17 protein-coding genes are annotated in these 16,276 nt (G+C 69.6%); 9 read left to right on the top strand and 8 right to left on the bottom strand.

Annotation, left to right across the window (positions count from 1 at the left end; all coding sequences use genetic code 11):
- Positions 1 to 29: 29 nt before the first annotated feature.
- Both C1I89_RS15930 and C1I89_RS15925 read left to right on the top strand, forming a co-directional pair.
- Complete coding sequence (locus C1I89_RS15930; protein WP_102773680.1) at positions 30 to 1,238, top strand: phosphoglycerate kinase; 1,209 nt, start codon at positions 30 to 32, stop codon at positions 1,236 to 1,238.
- Between the two features lie 68 nt (positions 1,239 to 1,306).
- Positions 1,307 to 3,019 (top strand): SulP family inorganic anion transporter, encoded by a 1,713-nt coding sequence (locus C1I89_RS15925; protein WP_181390971.1) that lies wholly within the window; start codon positions 1,307 to 1,309, stop codon positions 3,017 to 3,019.
- On the opposite strand, the gene C1I89_RS15920 is transcribed toward C1I89_RS15925, so the two are convergent.
- The 5 genes from C1I89_RS15920 to C1I89_RS15900 form a co-directional block, all read right to left on the bottom strand.
- The gene (locus C1I89_RS15920; RefSeq protein ID WP_102773679.1) at positions 2,979 to 4,175 is read right to left on the bottom strand and encodes an acetate/propionate family kinase; all 1,197 of its coding nucleotides are present in this window, start codon (positions 4,173 to 4,175) and stop codon (positions 2,979 to 2,981) included. The two genes, C1I89_RS15925 and C1I89_RS15920, sit on opposite strands and share 41 nt — an antisense overlap.
- 54 nt (positions 4,176 to 4,229) lie before the next feature.
- On the bottom strand, positions 4,230 to 5,174 hold the full coding sequence (locus C1I89_RS15915; RefSeq protein ID WP_181390970.1) for a phosphate acetyltransferase: 945 nt from the start codon (positions 5,172 to 5,174) through the stop codon (positions 4,230 to 4,232).
- Entirely contained in the window at positions 5,171 to 7,564 is a 2,394-nt protein-coding gene (locus C1I89_RS15910; RefSeq protein ID WP_102773678.1) for a DUF3141 domain-containing protein, read from the bottom strand. Before C1I89_RS15910 ends, C1I89_RS15915 begins: the two co-directional genes overlap by 4 nt.
- Before the next feature lie 187 nt (positions 7,565 to 7,751).
- On the bottom strand, positions 7,752 to 8,387 hold the full coding sequence (yfcF, locus tag C1I89_RS15905) for a glutathione transferase (RefSeq protein WP_102773677.1): 636 nt from the start codon (positions 8,385 to 8,387) through the stop codon (positions 7,752 to 7,754).
- A 39-nt stretch (positions 8,388 to 8,426) separates the two neighbouring features.
- Positions 8,427 to 8,756 carry a DHCW motif cupin fold protein gene (locus C1I89_RS15900; protein ID WP_102773676.1) on the bottom strand — a complete coding sequence of 110 codons (330 nt, stop codon included), beginning with the start codon at positions 8,754 to 8,756 and terminating at the stop codon, positions 8,427 to 8,429.
- Positions 8,757 to 8,951: 195 nt separating this feature from the next.
- Here C1I89_RS15900 and C1I89_RS15895 point away from each other — a divergent pair, with 195 nt between their 5' ends.
- From C1I89_RS15895 to C1I89_RS15880, 4 genes are all read left to right on the top strand, one after another.
- Positions 8,952 to 9,893, top strand: a complete 942-nt coding sequence (locus C1I89_RS15895) for a DnaJ C-terminal domain-containing protein (RefSeq protein WP_102773675.1) — start codon at positions 8,952 to 8,954, stop codon at positions 9,891 to 9,893.
- Between the two features lie 2 nt (positions 9,894 to 9,895).
- Positions 9,896 to 10,213, top strand: coding sequence for a chaperone modulator CbpM (locus C1I89_RS15890; protein WP_102773674.1), 318 nt, complete (start codon positions 9,896 to 9,898; stop codon positions 10,211 to 10,213).
- A gap of 63 nt (positions 10,214 to 10,276) precedes the next feature.
- The gene (locus C1I89_RS15885) at positions 10,277 to 10,987 is read left to right on the top strand and encodes an AzlC family ABC transporter permease (RefSeq protein WP_102773673.1); all 711 of its coding nucleotides are present in this window, start codon (positions 10,277 to 10,279) and stop codon (positions 10,985 to 10,987) included.
- Positions 10,984 to 11,331, top strand: coding sequence for an AzlD domain-containing protein (locus C1I89_RS15880; RefSeq protein ID WP_102773672.1), 348 nt, complete (start codon positions 10,984 to 10,986; stop codon positions 11,329 to 11,331). Before C1I89_RS15885 ends, C1I89_RS15880 begins: the two co-directional genes overlap by 4 nt.
- Positions 11,332 to 11,370: 39 nt before the next feature.
- Here C1I89_RS15880 and C1I89_RS15875 read toward each other — a convergent pair whose 3' ends face one another.
- From C1I89_RS15875 to C1I89_RS15870, 3 genes are all read right to left on the bottom strand, one after another.
- Positions 11,371 to 12,846 carry an inorganic phosphate transporter gene (locus C1I89_RS15875; RefSeq protein ID WP_102773671.1) on the bottom strand — a complete coding sequence of 492 codons (1,476 nt, stop codon included), beginning with the start codon at positions 12,844 to 12,846 and terminating at the stop codon, positions 11,371 to 11,373.
- Between the two features lie 103 nt (positions 12,847 to 12,949).
- Positions 12,950 to 13,075 (bottom strand): hypothetical protein, encoded by a 126-nt coding sequence (locus C1I89_RS35290; RefSeq protein ID WP_258231456.1) that lies wholly within the window; start codon positions 13,073 to 13,075, stop codon positions 12,950 to 12,952.
- A 14-nt stretch (positions 13,076 to 13,089) separates the two neighbouring features.
- Positions 13,090 to 14,214 (bottom strand): D-alanyl-lipoteichoic acid biosynthesis protein DltD, encoded by a 1,125-nt coding sequence (locus tag C1I89_RS15870; protein WP_102773670.1) that lies wholly within the window; start codon positions 14,212 to 14,214, stop codon positions 13,090 to 13,092.
- A gap of 153 nt (positions 14,215 to 14,367) precedes the next feature.
- On the opposite strand from C1I89_RS15870, the gene mog reads away from it, so the two are divergent.
- The 3 genes from mog to C1I89_RS15855 all read left to right on the top strand — a co-directional run bounded on the left by mog (position 14,368) and on the right by C1I89_RS15855 (position 16,267).
- Entirely contained in the window at positions 14,368 to 14,985 is a 618-nt protein-coding gene (gene mog, locus C1I89_RS15865) for a molybdopterin adenylyltransferase (protein ID WP_102773669.1), read from the top strand.
- Positions 14,986 to 15,056: 71 nt separating this feature from the next.
- A complete protein-coding gene (locus C1I89_RS15860) occupies positions 15,057 to 15,395 on the top strand; it encodes a hypothetical protein (protein WP_102773668.1) in 339 nt (112 codons plus the stop codon).
- A gap of 5 nt (positions 15,396 to 15,400) precedes the next feature.
- On the top strand, positions 15,401 to 16,267 hold the full coding sequence (locus tag C1I89_RS15855; protein ID WP_102773667.1) for a peptidoglycan DD-metalloendopeptidase family protein: 867 nt from the start codon (positions 15,401 to 15,403) through the stop codon (positions 16,265 to 16,267).
- Positions 16,268 to 16,276 lie beyond the last annotated feature (9 nt).

The raw sequence follows: 16,276 nt of genomic DNA, 5'->3' as shown, positions 1-16,276 counted from the left end.
TTGTACGCCAATCGTAGGAATCCATACTCATGCCCAAGGTCAATACCCTGTCCGCGCTGGCCAAGTCCGGCGCCCTGTCCGGCAAGCGCGTGTTCATCCGCGCCGATCTGAACGTGCCGTTCGACGACGCCGGCCGCATCAGCGAAGACACCCGCATCCGCGCCTCGGTGCCCGGCATCCGCATGGCGCTGGACGCCGGCGCCGCCGTGATGGTCACGTCCCACCTGGGCCGCCCCAAGGAAGGCGTGCCGACCGAGGCCGATTCGCTGGCCAAGGTCGGCCAGCGCCTGTCCGAGCTGCTGGGCATGCCCGTGCAGCTGGTGCGCGACTGGGTCGACGGCGTCAAGGTCGACCACGGCCAGGTCGTGCTGCTGGAGAACTGCCGCGTCAACGTCGGCGAGAAGAAAGACGACGAAACCCTGGCGCGCAAGATGGCCGCGCTTTGCGACGTCTACGTCAACGACGCCTTCGGCACCGCGCACCGCGCCGAGGCCACCACCCACGGCATCGCGCGCTTCGCGCCCGTGGCCTGCGCCGGCCCGCTGCTGGCCGCCGAACTCGAAGCCCTGGGCCGCGCGCTGCACGAGCCCAAGCGTCCGCTGGTCGCCATCGTCGGCGGCTCCAAGGTCTCGACCAAGCTGTCCATCCTGCAATCGCTGGCCGACAAGGTCGACCAGCTGGTGGTGGGCGGCGGCATCGCCAACACCTTCATGCTGGCCGCCGGCCTGCCCATCGGCAAATCGCTGGCCGAGCCCGACCAGGTCGAGCAGGCCCGCGCCGTCATCGATATGATGAAACAGCGCGGCGCGGCCGTGCCGATCCCGGTGGACGTGGTCTGCGCCAAGTCCTTCGGCGCCGACGCCGAAGCCACGGTCAAGGCCGCGGCCGACGTGGCCGAGGACGACATGATCCTGGACATCGGCCCGCAGACCGCGGCGCAGCTGGCCGGCATCCTGAAGCAGGCCGGCACCATCGTCTGGAACGGCCCGGTGGGCGTGTTCGAGTTCGACCAGTTCGCCCACGGCACCGAAGTGGTGGCCCGCGCCATCGCCGACTCGGCCGGCTTTTCCATCGCCGGCGGCGGCGACACGCTGGCCGCCATCGCCAAGTACGGCATCGGCGAGCAGGTCGGCTACATCTCGACCGGCGGCGGTGCGTTCCTGGAGTTCCTGGAAGGCAAGACCCTGCCCGCCGTCGCGGTGCTGGAAGCCCGCGCCTCGACGGACGCCGGCGCGTAACCCATCCGGCGGCGCGAGCCGCCGGTTTTCTCCGGCCCCGCTGCCGCCATTGCCGTCATTGCGCCGCCATGATCCTCCGCCTGTTTCCCGGCCTGAACAACCTCCGCGGCCTCACCCGGGAATCGGCGCGGCGCGACGCCATGGCCGGCCTGAGCGTGGCGGCGGTGGCGCTGCCGGTGGGGCTGGCCTACGCGGCCATGATGGGCGTGCCGCCCGTGGCCGGCCTGTGGGCCGCCATCGCGGGCATGCTGGGCTACGCGGTCTTCGGATCGTCGCGCACGCTCATCGTCGGGCCCGACACCGCCACCTGCACGCTGATCGCCGCCACGCTTACCGGCATGGCGCTCAGCACCCCCGAAGATCGCCTGGTGGCCGCCACCGGCATCGCGCTGACGGTGGGCGTGGGCTGCCTGATCGCGCGCGTGCTGCGCCTGGGCGTGCTGGCCAACCTGCTGTCGCGGCCGGTGCTGATCGGCTATATGGCGGGCGTGGCGGTCACGCTGGCCCTTTCGCAGCTCAGCGGCCTGACGGGCGTGGGCCTGCGCAACAGCGGCCTGGTGCATCCTTTCCTGGAGCTGTCGCGGCGCCTGCCTGAGGTCCGGATTCCCACGCTCATCCTGGGCGTGCTTTCATGCGTGCTGCTGGTGGCGCTCAAGCGCTGGCGGCCGGGCTGGCCCGGCCCCATCATGCTGGTGGCGGGCTCCTGCCTGCTGTCCTGGCTGTTCGACTTTCCCTCGCTGGGCATCGCCGTGGTCGGCGACGTGCCCGCCGGTCTGCCGGCGCTCAGCCTGCCGCTGCGGCTGGAGGGCGTGGACGGCATCCTGATGGGCGCGGCCGGGGTGCTGGTGGTGAGCTTTTCCAGCGGCATCGTCACGGCCCGCAGCTTCGCCGCGCGCACCGGCGAACACATCGACCCCAACCGCGAGCTGGTGGGCTTTGGCGCGGCCAACGTGGCCGCCGGCCTGTTCCAGGGCTTCGTGGTGACCGGCGCCGACTCGCGCACCGCGGTCGGGCTGGTGGCCGGCGGCTCGTCGCCGCTGGTCAGCATCAGCGCCGCGGCGGCGCTGGCCGTGGTGGTGGGGCTGTTGAGCGCGCCGCTGTACTGGCTGCCGCAGGCGGTGCTCTCGGCCATCCTGCTGCTGGCCGCCGTCAGCCTGTTCGACGGCCAGGCCTTCATGCGCCTGGCGCGCATTTCGCGCATCGAACTGGCCTTCGGCATCCTGGCGGCCGTGGGCGTGATCGGCTTCGGCGTGCTGCAGGGCGTGGCGGTTTCGGTGGGCGCCACGCTGCTGTACGCCATGTACGTGTCGGGCAATCCCCGCGACGCGCTGCTGGGGCGGCTGCCCGGCGAATCGGTGCTGGGCAAGCTGCACCTGAACCCCGACGCTCAGCCGGTGCCGGGCACGGTGGTGTGGCTGTTCGAATCGTCCGTGTGGTTCTTCAACGCCGACGCGTTCCGCCGGCGCGCCCGTGAAGTGATGGACCAGGCCGCCGGCGCGCAGTGGTTCGTGCTGGACGCCGAGGCGATGACCCAGGCCGACGCCGACGCGGTCGAGGCGCTGTACGAACTCAAGCGCGAGCTGGACGCGCGCGGCATGACGCTGCTGATCGCCGGCGGACACGGCCAGTTCCGCACGGCGCTGGAGCGTTCCGGCCTGGTCAGGAAGATCGGCCGCGACAAGATCTTCGGCAGCCCCGAGCAGGCGGTCGACGCGATCGAGCGCTGGCGCCGGCCGGCGCCTAACGCTGGCGCAGCAGCGCCAGCGTGTGCTGGGCAATGATCAGTTCTTCGTTGGTGCGCACGACGTAGACGCCGATGGGGCTGTCGTCGCTGGAGATGCGCGGGCCGTGGCGGGCGTTGCGTTCGGGGTCCAGCCTGATGCCCAGCCAGCCCCAGTGCGCGCTGATCGCCTGGCGGATCTCGGCGGAGTTCTCGCCCACGCCGGCGGTGAAGACGATGGCGTCCACGCCGTTCATGGCGCAGGCCAGGCCGATCATGCCTTCGGCCACGCGCCATGCGAAATACTGCAGCGCCATCCTGGCCGACGGCGCTTCGCTGGCCAGCAGTTCGCGCATGTCGTTGCTGATGCCGGACAGCCCCTTCATGCCGCAGTCGTAGTACAGCATGTGCTCGATCTCGTCGTGGCTCATGCCTTGTTCCATCATCCACAGCACCACGCCGGCGTCCAGCCGGCCCGGACGCGTGCCCATGGGCAGCCCTTCGAGCGCGGTGAAGCCCATGGTGCTGTCCACGCTTTTGCCGTGGTGCATGGCGCAGGCCGACACGCCCGAGCCCAGGTGCGCGGCGATGACCCTGCCCGTGGCGATGTCGGGCAGGACCTGGCGCAGGCGCTGCGCGATGTATTCGTAGGACAGGCCATGAAAGCCGTAGCGGCGCACGCCTTCGCGGTACAGCTTTTCCGGCACCGCATAGCGGTCGGCCACGTCGGAATGGCTGCGGTGGAAGGCCGTGTCGAAGCAGGCCACCTGCGCGATCGCCGGGCGGCGCTCGCGGATCACGCGGATCGGGGCCAGGTTGTTCGGCTGGTGCAGCGGCGCCAGCGGCGCATAGGCCTCCAGCTGCGCCAGGATCTCGTCGTCGACCAGCACGGGCTCGGAGAGGTCGGGGCCGCCATGCACCACCCGATGGCCCACCGCCAGCGGCGCGCCGCCCAGATGGCCGCTCAGCCAGGTGCCCACCACTTCCTGCGCATTGGGCACGTCGGACGCGTGGCCCGGCGCGATGTCGCGCTCGACCAGCGGCTGGCCGGCCGCGTCGCGCACGCGCAGCCTGGGGCGCAGCGTGCCGATGCCCTCGATCTGGCCGCCCAGCCGCGGGGTCAGGTCCTGCTCGCCGCCGATGTCGTACAGGTAGAACTTGATGCTGGAACTGCCGGCGTTGATGACGAGAATGGTGTCGCGGGGCGTGTCGCTCATGGCGCTGTAACTCCGGGAGAGTAGGGGCGGCGGGTTTTTTGCCGGGTTTTACCTTTACGCCAGCGGGCGGGCCTGCTGCTGGCTCAGGTGGTGCGCGTAGATGGCAGCCACCGCACAGGAAGCCAGCCGCGAGCGCGGGCTGTCGGCGCGGCTGGTCAGGATGATGGGCACGCGCGCGCCCAGCACGATGCCGGCCGCCTCGGCGTTGGCCAGGAAGGTCAGGTTCTTGGCCAGCATGTTGCCGGCTTCCAGGTCCGGCACCACCAGCACCTGCGCGATGCCGGCGACGGGGGAGCGGATGCCCTTGATGCGGGCCGCCTCGGGATTGATGGCGTTGTCCAGCGCCAGCGGGCCGTCGAGCAGGCCGCCGGTGATCTGGCCGCGGTCGGCCATCTTGCACAGCGCCGCCGCGTCGATGGTGCCGGGGATGCTGGGCGTGACCTGCTCGACCGCCGACAGGATGGCCACGCGCGGCTCGCCCAGGCCCAGGCCGTGGTGCAGGTCGATCACGTTGCGGATGATGTCGGCCTTGGTTTCGAGGTCGGGGAAGATGTTGATGGCCGCGTCGGTGATGAACAGCGGCTCGGCGTAGGTGGGCACCTCCATGATGAACGCATGGCTGATGCGCCGGCCGCTGCGCAGCCCGGTGTTGCGGGCCACCACCTCGTGCATGAGCTCGTCGGTGTGCAGGCTGCCCTTCATCAGCAGCGTGGCCTCGGCGCTGCGCACCAGCGCGACCGCCGTTTCGGCGGCCGCGTGGCTGTGCGGCGCGTCGACGATGCGGGCGTTGCCCAGGTCCAGCCCGTGCTCGGCGGCGGTGGAGCGGATCTTCAGTTCCGGCCCCACCAGGATGGGCTGCAGCAGGCCCAGGTCGCGCGCCATCAGCGCGGCCGACAGCGACGGTTCGTCGCAGGGATGGGCGATGGCGCACGGGGCCGGCGCCAGCGTCTGCGCGCGGGCGATGAGCTTGTCGTAGTGGGTGGCGGCGGGCAGGGTCATCGTGTGTTGGCCTTGGCGGATTTGCGTGCGGGGGTCTTGGCGGCGCGCTTGGCCGGCGGAGCGGCCTTGGCGGCGGTCTTCACGGCTTTCACGGCCTTCACCGCCTTGGCGGGCTTGACCGCGGCGGCCGGCGCGGCGCTGCGGGCCGAGGCCACGCGCGCCGCGGGCTTGACCGCGGGCGAGGCTTCGAGCAGGGCCTGTTCGCACTTCCTGGCGCGTTCTTCGGCGGCCTCGAAGATGCGTTCCATCTCGCCCAGGCTGGCGCGCGCGGCCTCGCTGAGCGGCTCGGCCGCCTCCAGCACGTGCTTCATGGTGTCCAGCGTTTCGCGGATCGCGGCAGCCGGCGCGCCGTCGAGCAGACGCGGCATGGCCTGGACCGCGGCGGCCGAATCCAGCGTCATCATCAGGGCCTGGTCGCGGGTGATGTCCTTGAATTCCTGCAGGGTCAGCGCGGTGTCGGACTCGGCGCGCATCTTGCGAATGAGTGCGAAGCTGCGCTCGTCCAGGCCGCCCTCGGCGCCCGAGACGTACAGCAGCATGCGGATGGCGGCCACGCGCAGGCCGCCTTCCTGCAGCAGCGAGCACAGCTCGGCGGCGCGCTGCTCCATGAACTGCAGGTGTTCGGGCGAAACGCCGGGGTGCTTGCGCGGCGGGCCGGAGCGCGCGCCCAGCCCCGCCAGGTCCTGCACCAGGGGCGAGCCGTACACGCTCATGAAGGTGCGCTCGTCGGCCGAGTCGCGCAGCTCCTGCCAGATGTTCAGGCTGGTCTCGATCAGTTTCGAGAACATTTCCTGGGCCTGCAGGAAGGGGTTGTTGGGCGAGACCGGCTGGCGGTGTTCGCGCACCTGCTCGGCCACCTGGGCGACCGGCGCGACCAGCGGGTTGCGGTCGGAGATCAGTTCGTAGGGCAGGCGCAGCGGATGCAGGCGCTGCGCCCATTCGGCCGATTGCGGCGTGACCATGGCGCGCACCCAGGGCTGCACGAAGCTGCGGTACATGCCCAGGTTGATGTCGGAGATGCGGGCGACGGCGGCGAAGCGGCGGTCGTCTTCTTCCTTGCGGTCGACGATGGCGCGCACGTCGTCCAGCGTGCGCTGCTCGAACGACAGCACGTAGTTGCCATAGGCCAGGTCGGCGTTGGGCGTCTCGGGCGTCTTGTCGGCGATTTCGGCCTGGTAGATGCCCGGCGGCAGCACGTCGATCATGTCGATGTTGGAGGTGAACTCCAGGTGCTCCTTGCAGGCCACGCTGCCGGACACGAAGATGCCCAGGTGGCCGATGCTTTCATGCACGGCGTAGACGATGGTCTGGCCGTGGGCCAGCACCTCGGCCTCGTTCTGGTACAGGTCGGGAATCCAGCCCAGCGCCTGCGGCGGGGGCGTGATGTTGTCGCCCTTGGAGCAGAACACCACGATGGGCGAACGGATGTTGCGCAGGTCGATGCGGATGCCGTCGGAAGTCACCAGGCCGGCGGTGGCCAGCCGGTTGCCGACGAACAGGTTGTCGACGATGTACTGGATCTCGGGGCCGTTCAGGAAGACGTGGCCGCCCCACCATTTCTCGAAGCTGAGGTAGCGCGGGGACTCGGTGTCCACCTTGGAGTACAGGTTGTACTGCTTGGACCACAGCGTGTTGGCCGGATTCAGGTTCTCGAAGTTCTGCACCAGCCAGGCGCCGTCGAACATGCCGTTGCCCAGATCGCTGGTCAGCGCGGTGAGCCAGCTGCCGCCCAGCAGGCCGCCGGCGTAGCGCATGGGATTCATGCCGCGCCAGCCGGCCCAGTACGACAGCGGCGCGCCGGCCACGATGATGGGGCCGAACAGCTCGGGACGCACCGCCGCGGTCATCATGATCTGCCAGCCCGCCTGGCAATTGGCGACCACCACCGGCTTGCCCTCGGCGTCGGGGTGCAGCGCGATGATTTCTTCCAGGAAGCGGGCCTCGGCCATCATCACGTCTTCGACGGTCTGGCTGGGCATGGGCTGCGGCAGGAAGGTGGCGAAATAGCAGGGATGCCCGGCGCGCACCGCCACGCCGATTTCGCTCTGGGGCTTGAAGCCGCCGATGCCCGGGCCATGCCCGGCGCGCGGGTCCACCACCAGGAAGGGGCGCTTGATGGGGTCGGTTTCGACGCCGGCCGGCGGCTTGATGCGCAGCAGGCCGTAATTGACGGGACGCGGCAGGCAGCGGCCGTCCAGCACCAGCTCGGATTCCATGCTCAGCACGTTGGGCGCGCGCTTGGCCATGTGTTCGTGATACTGGTTGCCGCGCTGGCGCATCACGTCGGCGTAGAGCACGCCGCGCTGCCAGGCGTCCACGGCGTATTCGTAGGCCGCGGCCCAGGGATTCAAGAGCGGGGCGGGGGAGCGATTGGTGTCGGAACCGGCCATGGGCGATCTCCTTTGATATCGGCGGCGACGGTCGCCGCCAGGCCGGTTCCGAGTGGAACCCGGCCAGATTGACTCCCCCATTACACCGCAACGGATGTTGCATCGCAACATGAGCAAGGCTGATCGGCGTCAAACAGGCCGGAATTACCCGTCCCTTTATATCCCGCGCCGCGGCCGGCGCGCCCGATCAGGCCCGCGCCGCGGCGTTGTGCTCCAGCCAGGTCTGCACCGAGGGCCGCTGCCATTGCCCGTCGGCGTAGGCGCGCAGCGCGTCGGGCAGGTCGTCCTGGGACAGGCGCTTGAGCGTCACCGCCAGGTCGGTGTCCGCGATGCACCATTCATCGAACAGACAGGACCGGCCGCCTTCCAGCAGACAGCTCGCCACCTGGATGAGCTTGGCGGCCGCGGCATGGGCGGCGTCGGACAGCGGCTGGCCGGCGGCGCCGTAGAACACGGTTTCGGTGGGGCGCTCCTGGCGCAGCGCGGCCAGGTCGCTGCGTAGCCAGGCCTGCAGCTGGCGGGCGCGGGCGCGCGCCCGCAGCTCCTTCGGATAGAGCGCGGCATGCGCCGGCGCCGGGAAGGCTTCGTCCAGGTATTCGGCGATGGCGCTCGATTCGGTCAGGTGAAAGCCCTCGTGGGTCAGGGCGGGCACCCGCGAAGTCAGGGCGCGCGCCTGGTAGGGCTGCATGCGCTGCTCGCCCGCCTCCAGGTCGATGGGGCGGATTTCGAACGGCAGCCGTTTCTCGGTCAGCGCCACATAGGCCGACATGGCGTAGGGGCTGAGGAACAGGGAATCGACGAATAGCGTAAGCGGGGCGCCCAAGTGCGGTCTCCGGTGATATCCAAACTGATGCGGGCCGGCTCAGTCCACGATGAAGAGCCGGGCCCCGGTGGCGGTCGAGGAACGGTGCGGCTCGGCCTGGTCCGCGACCTGGTAGCTCATGCCGGGCGTCAGCACGAATTGCCGGCCGTCCTCGAGTTCGGTGTGCAGTTCGCCTTCCAGGCAGAACAGGATGTGGCCCTTGCTGCACCAGTGGTCGGCCAGGTAGCCGGGCGTGTATTCGACCATGCGCACGCGCAGGTCGCCGAAGTGCCGCGTGCGCCAGTAGGCCATGCCGGTCTCGCCGGCGTGTTCGGTGCGTTCCACCTCGGACCAGTCTGTGGTGCCGAAGGGGATATTGCTCATTTTCATGGTCGATCCTGCGTTGCGATAGGACGGTTTCACCCGGTAAAACATAAATACTACGCTAATCGCCGTCCCGGCCGCCGCGCACGATGGCTGACCGGACGCATTGAAAAATCGGTACGCAGCCCCTATCTTCTTGATATTCAAGGCCGGATTCCGGCGCGATCCGAAGGCGGCCGCAACCCTCGCAAAGGGCGGACCATGGAGTTCAAGGATTACTACGGCATTTTAGGAGTGGAGCGCGGCGCGTCCGAGGACGAGATCCGGCGCGCCTACCGCAAGCTCGCCCGCAAGTACCATCCCGACGTCAGCAAGGAAAAAGACGCCGAGACCAAGATGCGCGACGTCAACGAGGCCTACGACGTGCTGCGCGACCAGGAAAAACGGCTGGCCTACGACAATCTGGCCGCGGGCGTGTCGCCCGGAGGCGGCTTCCAGCCGCCGCCCGGCTGGGACGAGGGCTTCGAATTCCACCGCGGCGCGGCGCCCGGCGAGGAAGCCCAGTTCAGCGAATTCTTCTCGTCGCTGTTCGGCGGCCGCGCCCGCCGCGGCGGCCCGCAGCAGCAGGAATTCCGCGCGCGCGGCGAAGACCATCACGCCGCCATCGAGGTGGACCTGGAGGATGCGATCAAGGGCGCCACGCGCGACATCAGCCTGCGTTCCATGAAGATCGACGACGAAGGCCATCCGCAGATGCAGACCCGTACGCTGAGCGTGCGGATTCCCGCGGGCGTGCGCGAAGGCCAGTACATCCGGCTGGCCGGCCAGGGCATGCCCGGCTATGGCGGGGGTGAAAACGGCGACCTGTACCTGGAGATCCGCTTCAAGCCGCACCCGCGCTACCGCGCCGACGGCCGCGATCTCTACATGACGCTGCCGGTGGCGCCCTGGGAGGCCGCGCTGGGCGCCGCCGTCACGGCGCCCACGCCGGGCGGCGCGGTCGAGGTCACGATTCCGCCGGGTTCCGGCAACGGCCGCAAGCTGCGCCTGCGCGGACGCGGCATTCCGGGCGATCCGCCGGGAGACCTGTACCTGGTGCTGGACCTGGTGCTGCCGCCGGCCGACAGCGAGGCGGCCAAGGCGGCCTACCGCAGGCTGGAACAGGAGCTGCCTTTCAACCCGCGGCGCCACATGGGGGTCTGATCATGAAGAAGCTCGTCATCACCAGCGCCACCGTCGTGGGCAAGTCGCAGCCGCTGAGCGCCGACGACCTCGCTCGCGCCTGTGGCCAGGAAGTGGAATGGATAGCCCGGCTGGTCGAGGTCGGCATCGTCAACGCCAGCGGACGCCGGCCCGCGGAATGGCGTTTCTACAGCGTGGACCTGCAGCGCGCGCTGGACGCGCGGCGGCTGGAGCGCGATTTCGGCGCCAGCCTGGACGCCGCGGCGCTGATCCTGGACCTGAGCCAGGAGGTGCGGCGCCTGAAAGCCCAGTTGCGGGTGCTGGGGGCCGACGACGTCTAGCGGGGCCGGGTAACGAGGCTCGGTAAACTACGCGCCTGCCGCAACCCATAAAAGCGAAAAAACTTGGAGACTTCATCCGCCCCGGCGCCCGCTCCCGCGGGCGCGCGCCTCGATGGCCTGAAATCCTGCCTGCCGGTCATGATCGGCTACTTTCCGGTGGCCGTGACCTTCGGCATCGCCGGCATGGCGGCCGGCCTGGCGCCGCTGCAGGTCGTGCTGATTTCGGTGCTGGTGTATGCCGGCGCCAGCCAGTTCCTGCTGCTCGCGTCCATCAAGGCCGGCACGCCCTGGCTGTGGGTGGTGGCGCTGTGCTCGCTGCTCAACGCCCGCCACCTGCTGTACGGCCCGCTGCTGTCGCGCTTTCTGCCGGCGGCGCTGCGCGACCGCCTGAAAATCGCCTTTCTGCTGACCGACGAGGTCTTCGCCACCGCCTTCAACCGCCTGCAGGGCGTCAGCCCGGCAAGCCGCCAGGACTGGATGACGGCCCTGGGGCTGGGGGCCTGGCTGACCTGGATCGCCGGCACCGCCGTCGGCGTCTATGCCGGCGACGGGCTGGAACGCCATTACCCGATGCTGTCGCAGGTGATGCGCTTCGCGCTGCCGGCGCTGTTCATGGCCCTGGTGTGCCAGAGCGCCCGGCGCGGCATGGGCCTGCCGGTGATGGCCGCGGTGGCCGCCGCCGGCGCGGTCGCCGCGCTGGGATACACCAGCACGGCCATTCTGGTCGGCGCCGTCGTGGGCTGCATCGCATACCGCCTGAGGAGAACGGCATGAACGCCGACGGACTGGGTTTCTGGGCGGCGGTGGCCGCCATGGCCGTGATCACTTATCTGACCCGGGCGCTGCCCTTCATGCTGTCGGAGCGCAGCCGGCTGCTGCGCCACCTGTCGCGCGAAGGCTCGGCGCTGGCCGCGCTGGGACCGTCGCTGCTGGCGGGCATCGCCGCCGCGGTGATCGTGCCCGACCTGCTTGCCGCCGGCGAGCAGGCCGCAATTATCGGGCCTTATGCCGGCGGGCTGGTCGTCACGGCCGTGGCGGCGCGGCTGGTCAGCAACACGGGCGCGGCCGTGCTGCTGGGCATGGCGGGGTATGGGGTTTTGCTGGCGTTGGCTGGCTGATGGGTGCCGCGCGTCGGGCGTTCGTCCGCGGACGCGCGGTCAGCCCGCGATCTGCACGCCGACCCAGAACAGGCCGGCGGCCAGCAGCATCGAGGCCGGCAGGGTCAGCACCCAGGCCATCAGGATGTTGCGCACCGTGCTGCCGTGCAGGCCGGTGCGGTTGGCGACCATGGTGCCGGCCACGCCCGAGGACAGGACGTGGGTGGTCGACACCGGCAGGCTGAACACGTTGGCCAGGCCGATGGCGCCCATCGCGGTCAGCTGCGCGGACATGCCTTGCGCATACGTCATGCCCTGCTTGCCGATCTTCTCGCCCACCGTCAGCACCACGCGGCGCCAGCCGACCATGGTGCCCGCGCCCAGGGCCAGGGCCACCGCCACGATGACCCAGAACGGGGCGTACTCGGTGGTGGCCGTGAGGTCGGCGCGCAGGCGCTGCAAGTCCGAGCGTTCGCGCGCCGGCAGGCCTTCGATGCGCGCCACCTTCTTGGCCGTGTCGTCCAGGCACAGCAGGTAGCGGCGCACGGAGATGCGCTTGTCGGCCGGCAGGTCGACGTAGTTGGCCACGCCGTGCAGATCGGTCTGCAGGGCGGCGATGGTCGGCAGGGTCAGTTCGGGATCGCAGCGGAAGTTCGGCGGCAGCTCGGTGGTGGCGTCGTGGCGCTTGAGCGCCAGGTAATCGCCCAGCATCGCCTCGTTGCGCTGGTAGAACATCTGCAGGTGATTGGCCGCGTCGCGGGTGCGCTCGATCTGGTAGGTGGTGCTGTTGGTGTCCAGCACGAAATTGGCCGGCACGATGCCGATCAGCACCAGCATGATCAGGCCGATGCCTTTCTGCCCGTCGTTGGAGCCGTGCACGAAGCTCACGCCCATCGCCGACAGCACCAGCACCAGGCGGTTCCAGAACGGCGGGTGCTTTTTGTTGTCGATGGCGCGGCGCTGTTCCGGCGTCTTGTGCATTTTCGACAGCGGCAGCCAGCGCTTGAGCGCCAGCAACAGGCCGCCGGCCACCAGGAAGCCGGCCACCGGCGACACCACCAGCGACAGGCCGATGTCGATGGCCTTGCCCCAGTTCACGCCCTCGGCCAGCGGCAGGTCGGTGATCAGCGCATTGGCCAGGCCCACGCCCAGGATCGAGCCGATCAGCGTGTGCGAGCTGGAGGCGGGGATGCCGAAGTACCAGGTGCCCAGGTTCCAGGCGATGGCCGCGGCCAGCATGGCGAACACCATGGCCAGCCCGCGGCCGGTGTCCACGTTGATCAGCAGCTCCACCGGCAGCAGGTGCACGATGGCGTAGGCCACGCCCACGCCGCCCAGCAGCACGCCGAAGAAATTGAAAATGCCGGAAAGCACGACCGCCAGGTGCGGCGGCATGGCCTTGGTGTAGATGACGGTGGCCACGGCATTGGCCGTGTCATGAAATCCGTTGATGAATTCGAAGGCCAGGACGAATGTCAGGGCCAGCACGAGACTGAGGCCAACCCAGAAGTCTAGGCCGTGGAAGAGGTCGAACATGGAGGAGGGGAGAGGTTCCGGCGAGACGCTGATTATTGCAGATTTGTGACCTGTTTCTTGTCACATTCCGGCCCGAAAAATCGGGACGCACCGTCGGGCTGGCTCAGAACTTTGAATATTGGAATTCGATTTCCATCGGCTTGCCCAGATTGGCGGACGTATCGGCCTGGATCAACATGACCGCCAGCAGCCCCAGGTACAGCAGGCACAGCCACAAGGTTCTTTTCATGGGCGACTCCGTCTTCAGGGGCGAAAGGTTTCGGCGATTTTCTGGTTCACGCGCAGCCAGCCCAGCTCGCCCAGGTGCTGCACGTCGCGCAGCGTGCCCACTTCGAAGGGCGCGCCGTACATGTCCATGCAGCGCATGGCGTAGCGGCCGCAAAGCGCCGCGACCTCGCGCCGCACCGGCTCGAAGCGGTCCAGGTCCTTGAACACCAGCGGATGCAGCGGCTGCATCACGAACAGCGCGTCCACGCCGCGCCCGCGCAGCAGCGCCATCAGCGCGTCCAGCTCGCGCAGCTCGTCGCGGCCGGTCAGCGGCTGGGGCAGCCAGGCCGTCTTGCCGCCGGCCGGCACCGTCCGCAGGTACTTGCCGAAGAACTCGTCGCGCACCGCATAGGGATTGCCTGCCATCCGGGCCTGTTCGGCGTCCTGCGCCTGGCTGGCCAGGGCGTCCCAGTCCACCACCCGGGCGGCGGCGGCCGGCCCCGCGATTTCCGGCTGCGGCGCGGGCGCGGCATGGGCCGGCGTCCACAGCCCGGCCAGGCGCTGGCGCAGCACGTAGGCCTGTTCGGCCGCCATCGACCAGGCCACGCCCGCGTCGCCCTTGGCCCGCAGCCAGCGCAGCAGCTCGGCCCGGCCCTCGGGCTGGCGCAGCAGGCGCGGCAGCAGCGGATTGACGTGTTCCTTGAATTCGTCCGGACCCAGTCCGCCGTCGCCGTCGAACCAGCCGGGCGACAGCATCACCACCACGCGCGACGCGGGCGAGAGATCGTCGGCCAGCGCCGCCAGCACCAGCTGCATGCCCAGGGACTGGAAGCCCGAATGGCCGTAGGCCAGCACCGGCATCTGCAGCTCGTCGGGCAGATAGCGGTAGGGCACGAAGCGCAGGTCGTTGCTGGTCAGCTCCGACGAACCCAGGATGACCAGGCGGTCCCCCGTGCGCAGGGCCTGGCTCAGGCGCGACAGGTTGCGGGTCTGTTCCTCCAGCGTGTTGCCCAGGTTGGGGATGTGGATGCCGGGGGCGGCGGGCGGCACGGCCTCGGTGCGCAGCGCCAGCGCGTGCAGCGCGATCCATCCGGCGGCCGCGGCGGCGGCCAGTGCCAGCGCCGCCGCCAGCGCGTGCTGCCGCAAGGTGCGTTTAGTCATGGAAGATCGCCGATCGGAGGGTAGGCGGATGTTAGCCAGCCCCGGGAAAGAATGCGATAGCATCGTTGCTGCGCGGTGCTCGTGGATTTCCATGATTGACCGCGCCACGAGCCGCATCCGCGGCGCCCATTCTGCCCATACGACGATTTCGCCATGACCGCTACCCGTATCGCCCGCAGCCACCCCGATGAACTGATCATCGGCCTGGTATCCGTTTCCGATCGCGCCTCCAGCGGCGCCTATCAGGACCAGGGATTGCCCGCGCTGCGCGAGTGGCTGGGCGGCGCGCTGGCCTCGCCGTGGCAGGCGGTCGACCGCCTGATCCCCGACGAGCCGGCCCGCATTTCCGAGACGCTGATCGAACTGGTGGACGGCTGCGGCTGCGACCTGGTGCTGACCACCGGCGGCACCGGCCCGGCGCGCCGCGACGTCACGCCGGAGGCGACGCTGGCCGTGGCCACCAAGGAAATGCCGGGCTTCGGCGAACAGATGCGCCAGATCAGCCTGCGCTTCGTGCCCACGGCGATCCTGTCGCGGCAGGTGGCCGTGATCCGGGAAACCGCCGACCACGCCGCCCTCATCGTGAACCTGCCCGGCCAGCCCAAATCCATCCGAGAAACGCTGGAAGGCCTGAAGGGCGAGGACGGCGCCGCGCTGGTGCCGGGCATCTTCGCGGCCATTCCGTATTGCATCGACCTGATCGGCGGCCCGTATGCCGAGACCCGCCCCGAGGTCGTCGCGGCCTTCCGCCCCAAATCGGCCCGCCGCTGATACCGCGCCGGCGCTGCGCTATAGTTGGCCGCGCCCGATCCCATTTTCATCCGCACGAGAGTTCCATTGCCATGAAGGTCCGTACCGTCCTGTCCCTTACCGCCCTGGCCGCCCTGACCGCCTGCGCCAACGTCAAAGACGTGCGCGAGCGCGACCCCGTGTTCTACGGTTCGACCCAGCGCACGGCGGAGGACTACACGAACTGCGTGGCCGAGGCCTGGAAGAACCTGGGCATCGAATTCGAGCGCAAGGCCGTGCGCAACGGCTTCGAGCTGGTCCAGCAGGACAGCTTCGGCGTCGAGGCGGTGCTGACCACCACCCACTGGCGCGGCAAGACCGAGGCCCGCCTGTCCACGCGCATCGCGCGGCGCGACCAGAGCATCATCGAGCCGGCGAACCTGTGCCTGTAAGCGCCATGTTCCGACGCCGCGACCTTCTGAAGCTGGGGCTGGCCGCGGCCGCCGCCGGCCTGGGCTGGCCCGCGCACGCCGTGCCGGCCGGCTATCTCACCCGCAAGCTAGACTTCCCGGTGCCCGGCGGCGTCGCCGTGCTGGGCCTGGGCGACGCCGATCAGGCCCCCGAAGTCACGTTCCAGGGGCGGCGCGTGCTGGTCGTGCGCGAGGAGGGCCGGCGCTGGATCGCCGTGGTCGGCATCGCGCTCAGCGTCAAGCCGGGCGAGCACCAGGTTTCCGTGTCCGACGCGCAGGGCCAGCGCACGCTGTCCTTCAAGGTCCGCGCCAAGGAATACGCGGCCCAGCGCATCACGCTGAAGAACCAGCGCCAGGTCGAACCCAACCCGGACGACCTCAAGCGCATCGAACGCGAACTGGCCGAGCAGAGCGCGGCCAATCGCGGCTACCGCGCCGGGGTCACGCCCAGCAACCTGCTGCTGGACCGCCCGGTCGACGGCGGCCGCCTGTCCAGCCCCTTCGGCCTGCGGCGCTTCTTCAACGGCCAGGAGCGCAATCCGCACTCGGGCCTGGATTTCGCCGTACCGGCGGGCACGCCCATCAAGGCGCCGGCGGCCGGCGTGGTCGTGCTGGTGGGGGATTACTTCTTCAATGGCAAGACGGTGTTCCTGGACCACGGCCAGGGTTTCGTCAGCATGTTCTGCCACATGTCGGCCATCGACGTGAAGGTCGGCGACGAGCTGCCGCGCGGCGGGCTGGTGGGCAAGGTGGGATCGACGGGGCGGGCGACCGGCCCGCATCTGCACTGGAACGTCAGCCTGAACGACGCCCGCGTGGACCCCGCCATCTTCATCGGGGCGTTCAAGCCCTGAGCGGGCGCG

Source organism: Achromobacter pulmonis (genome assembly GCF_002885955.2).
GTDB classification, from domain to species: Bacteria; Pseudomonadota; Gammaproteobacteria; order Burkholderiales; family Burkholderiaceae_B; genus Achromobacter; species Achromobacter pulmonis_A.
This window is presented reverse-complemented; position numbering and strand designations above follow the sequence as displayed.

What these genes read in the sequence shown, in the direction of transcription:
- C1I89_RS15875 (WP_102773671.1), bottom strand. Translation starts at nt 12,846, where the DNA reads ATGTTCGACCTCTTCCACGGCCTAGACTTCTGGGTTGGCCTCAGTCTC.
- C1I89_RS15880 (WP_102773672.1), top strand. Translation starts at nt 10,984, where the DNA reads ATGAACGCCGACGGACTGGGTTTCTGGGCGGCGGTGGCCGCCATGGCC.
- C1I89_RS15915 (WP_181390970.1), bottom strand. Translation starts at nt 5,174, where the DNA reads ATGACCCTGCCCGCCGCCACCCACTACGACAAGCTCATCGCCCGCGCG.
- mog (WP_102773669.1), top strand. Translation starts at nt 14,368, where the DNA reads ATGACCGCTACCCGTATCGCCCGCAGCCACCCCGATGAACTGATCATC.
- C1I89_RS15910 (WP_102773678.1), bottom strand. Translation starts at nt 7,564, where the DNA reads ATGGCCGGTTCCGACACCAATCGCTCCCCCGCCCCGCTCTTGAATCCC.
- C1I89_RS15860 (WP_102773668.1), top strand. Translation starts at nt 15,057, where the DNA reads ATGAAGGTCCGTACCGTCCTGTCCCTTACCGCCCTGGCCGCCCTGACC.
- C1I89_RS15870 (WP_102773670.1), bottom strand. Translation starts at nt 14,214, where the DNA reads ATGACTAAACGCACCTTGCGGCAGCACGCGCTGGCGGCGGCGCTGGCA.
- C1I89_RS15900 (WP_102773676.1), bottom strand. Translation starts at nt 8,756, where the DNA reads ATGAAAATGAGCAATATCCCCTTCGGCACCACAGACTGGTCCGAGGTG.
- C1I89_RS15920 (WP_102773679.1), bottom strand. Translation starts at nt 4,175, where the DNA reads ATGAGCGACACGCCCCGCGACACCATTCTCGTCATCAACGCCGGCAGT.
- C1I89_RS15925 (WP_181390971.1), top strand. Translation starts at nt 1,307, where the DNA reads ATGATCCTCCGCCTGTTTCCCGGCCTGAACAACCTCCGCGGCCTCACC.
- C1I89_RS15895 (WP_102773675.1), top strand. Translation starts at nt 8,952, where the DNA reads ATGGAGTTCAAGGATTACTACGGCATTTTAGGAGTGGAGCGCGGCGCG.
- C1I89_RS15930 (WP_102773680.1), top strand. Translation starts at nt 30, where the DNA reads ATGCCCAAGGTCAATACCCTGTCCGCGCTGGCCAAGTCCGGCGCCCTG.
- C1I89_RS15855 (WP_102773667.1), top strand. Translation starts at nt 15,401, where the DNA reads ATGTTCCGACGCCGCGACCTTCTGAAGCTGGGGCTGGCCGCGGCCGCC.
- C1I89_RS15890 (WP_102773674.1), top strand. Translation starts at nt 9,896, where the DNA reads ATGAAGAAGCTCGTCATCACCAGCGCCACCGTCGTGGGCAAGTCGCAG.
- C1I89_RS35290 (WP_258231456.1), bottom strand. Translation starts at nt 13,075, where the DNA reads ATGAAAAGAACCTTGTGGCTGTGCCTGCTGTACCTGGGGCTGCTGGCG.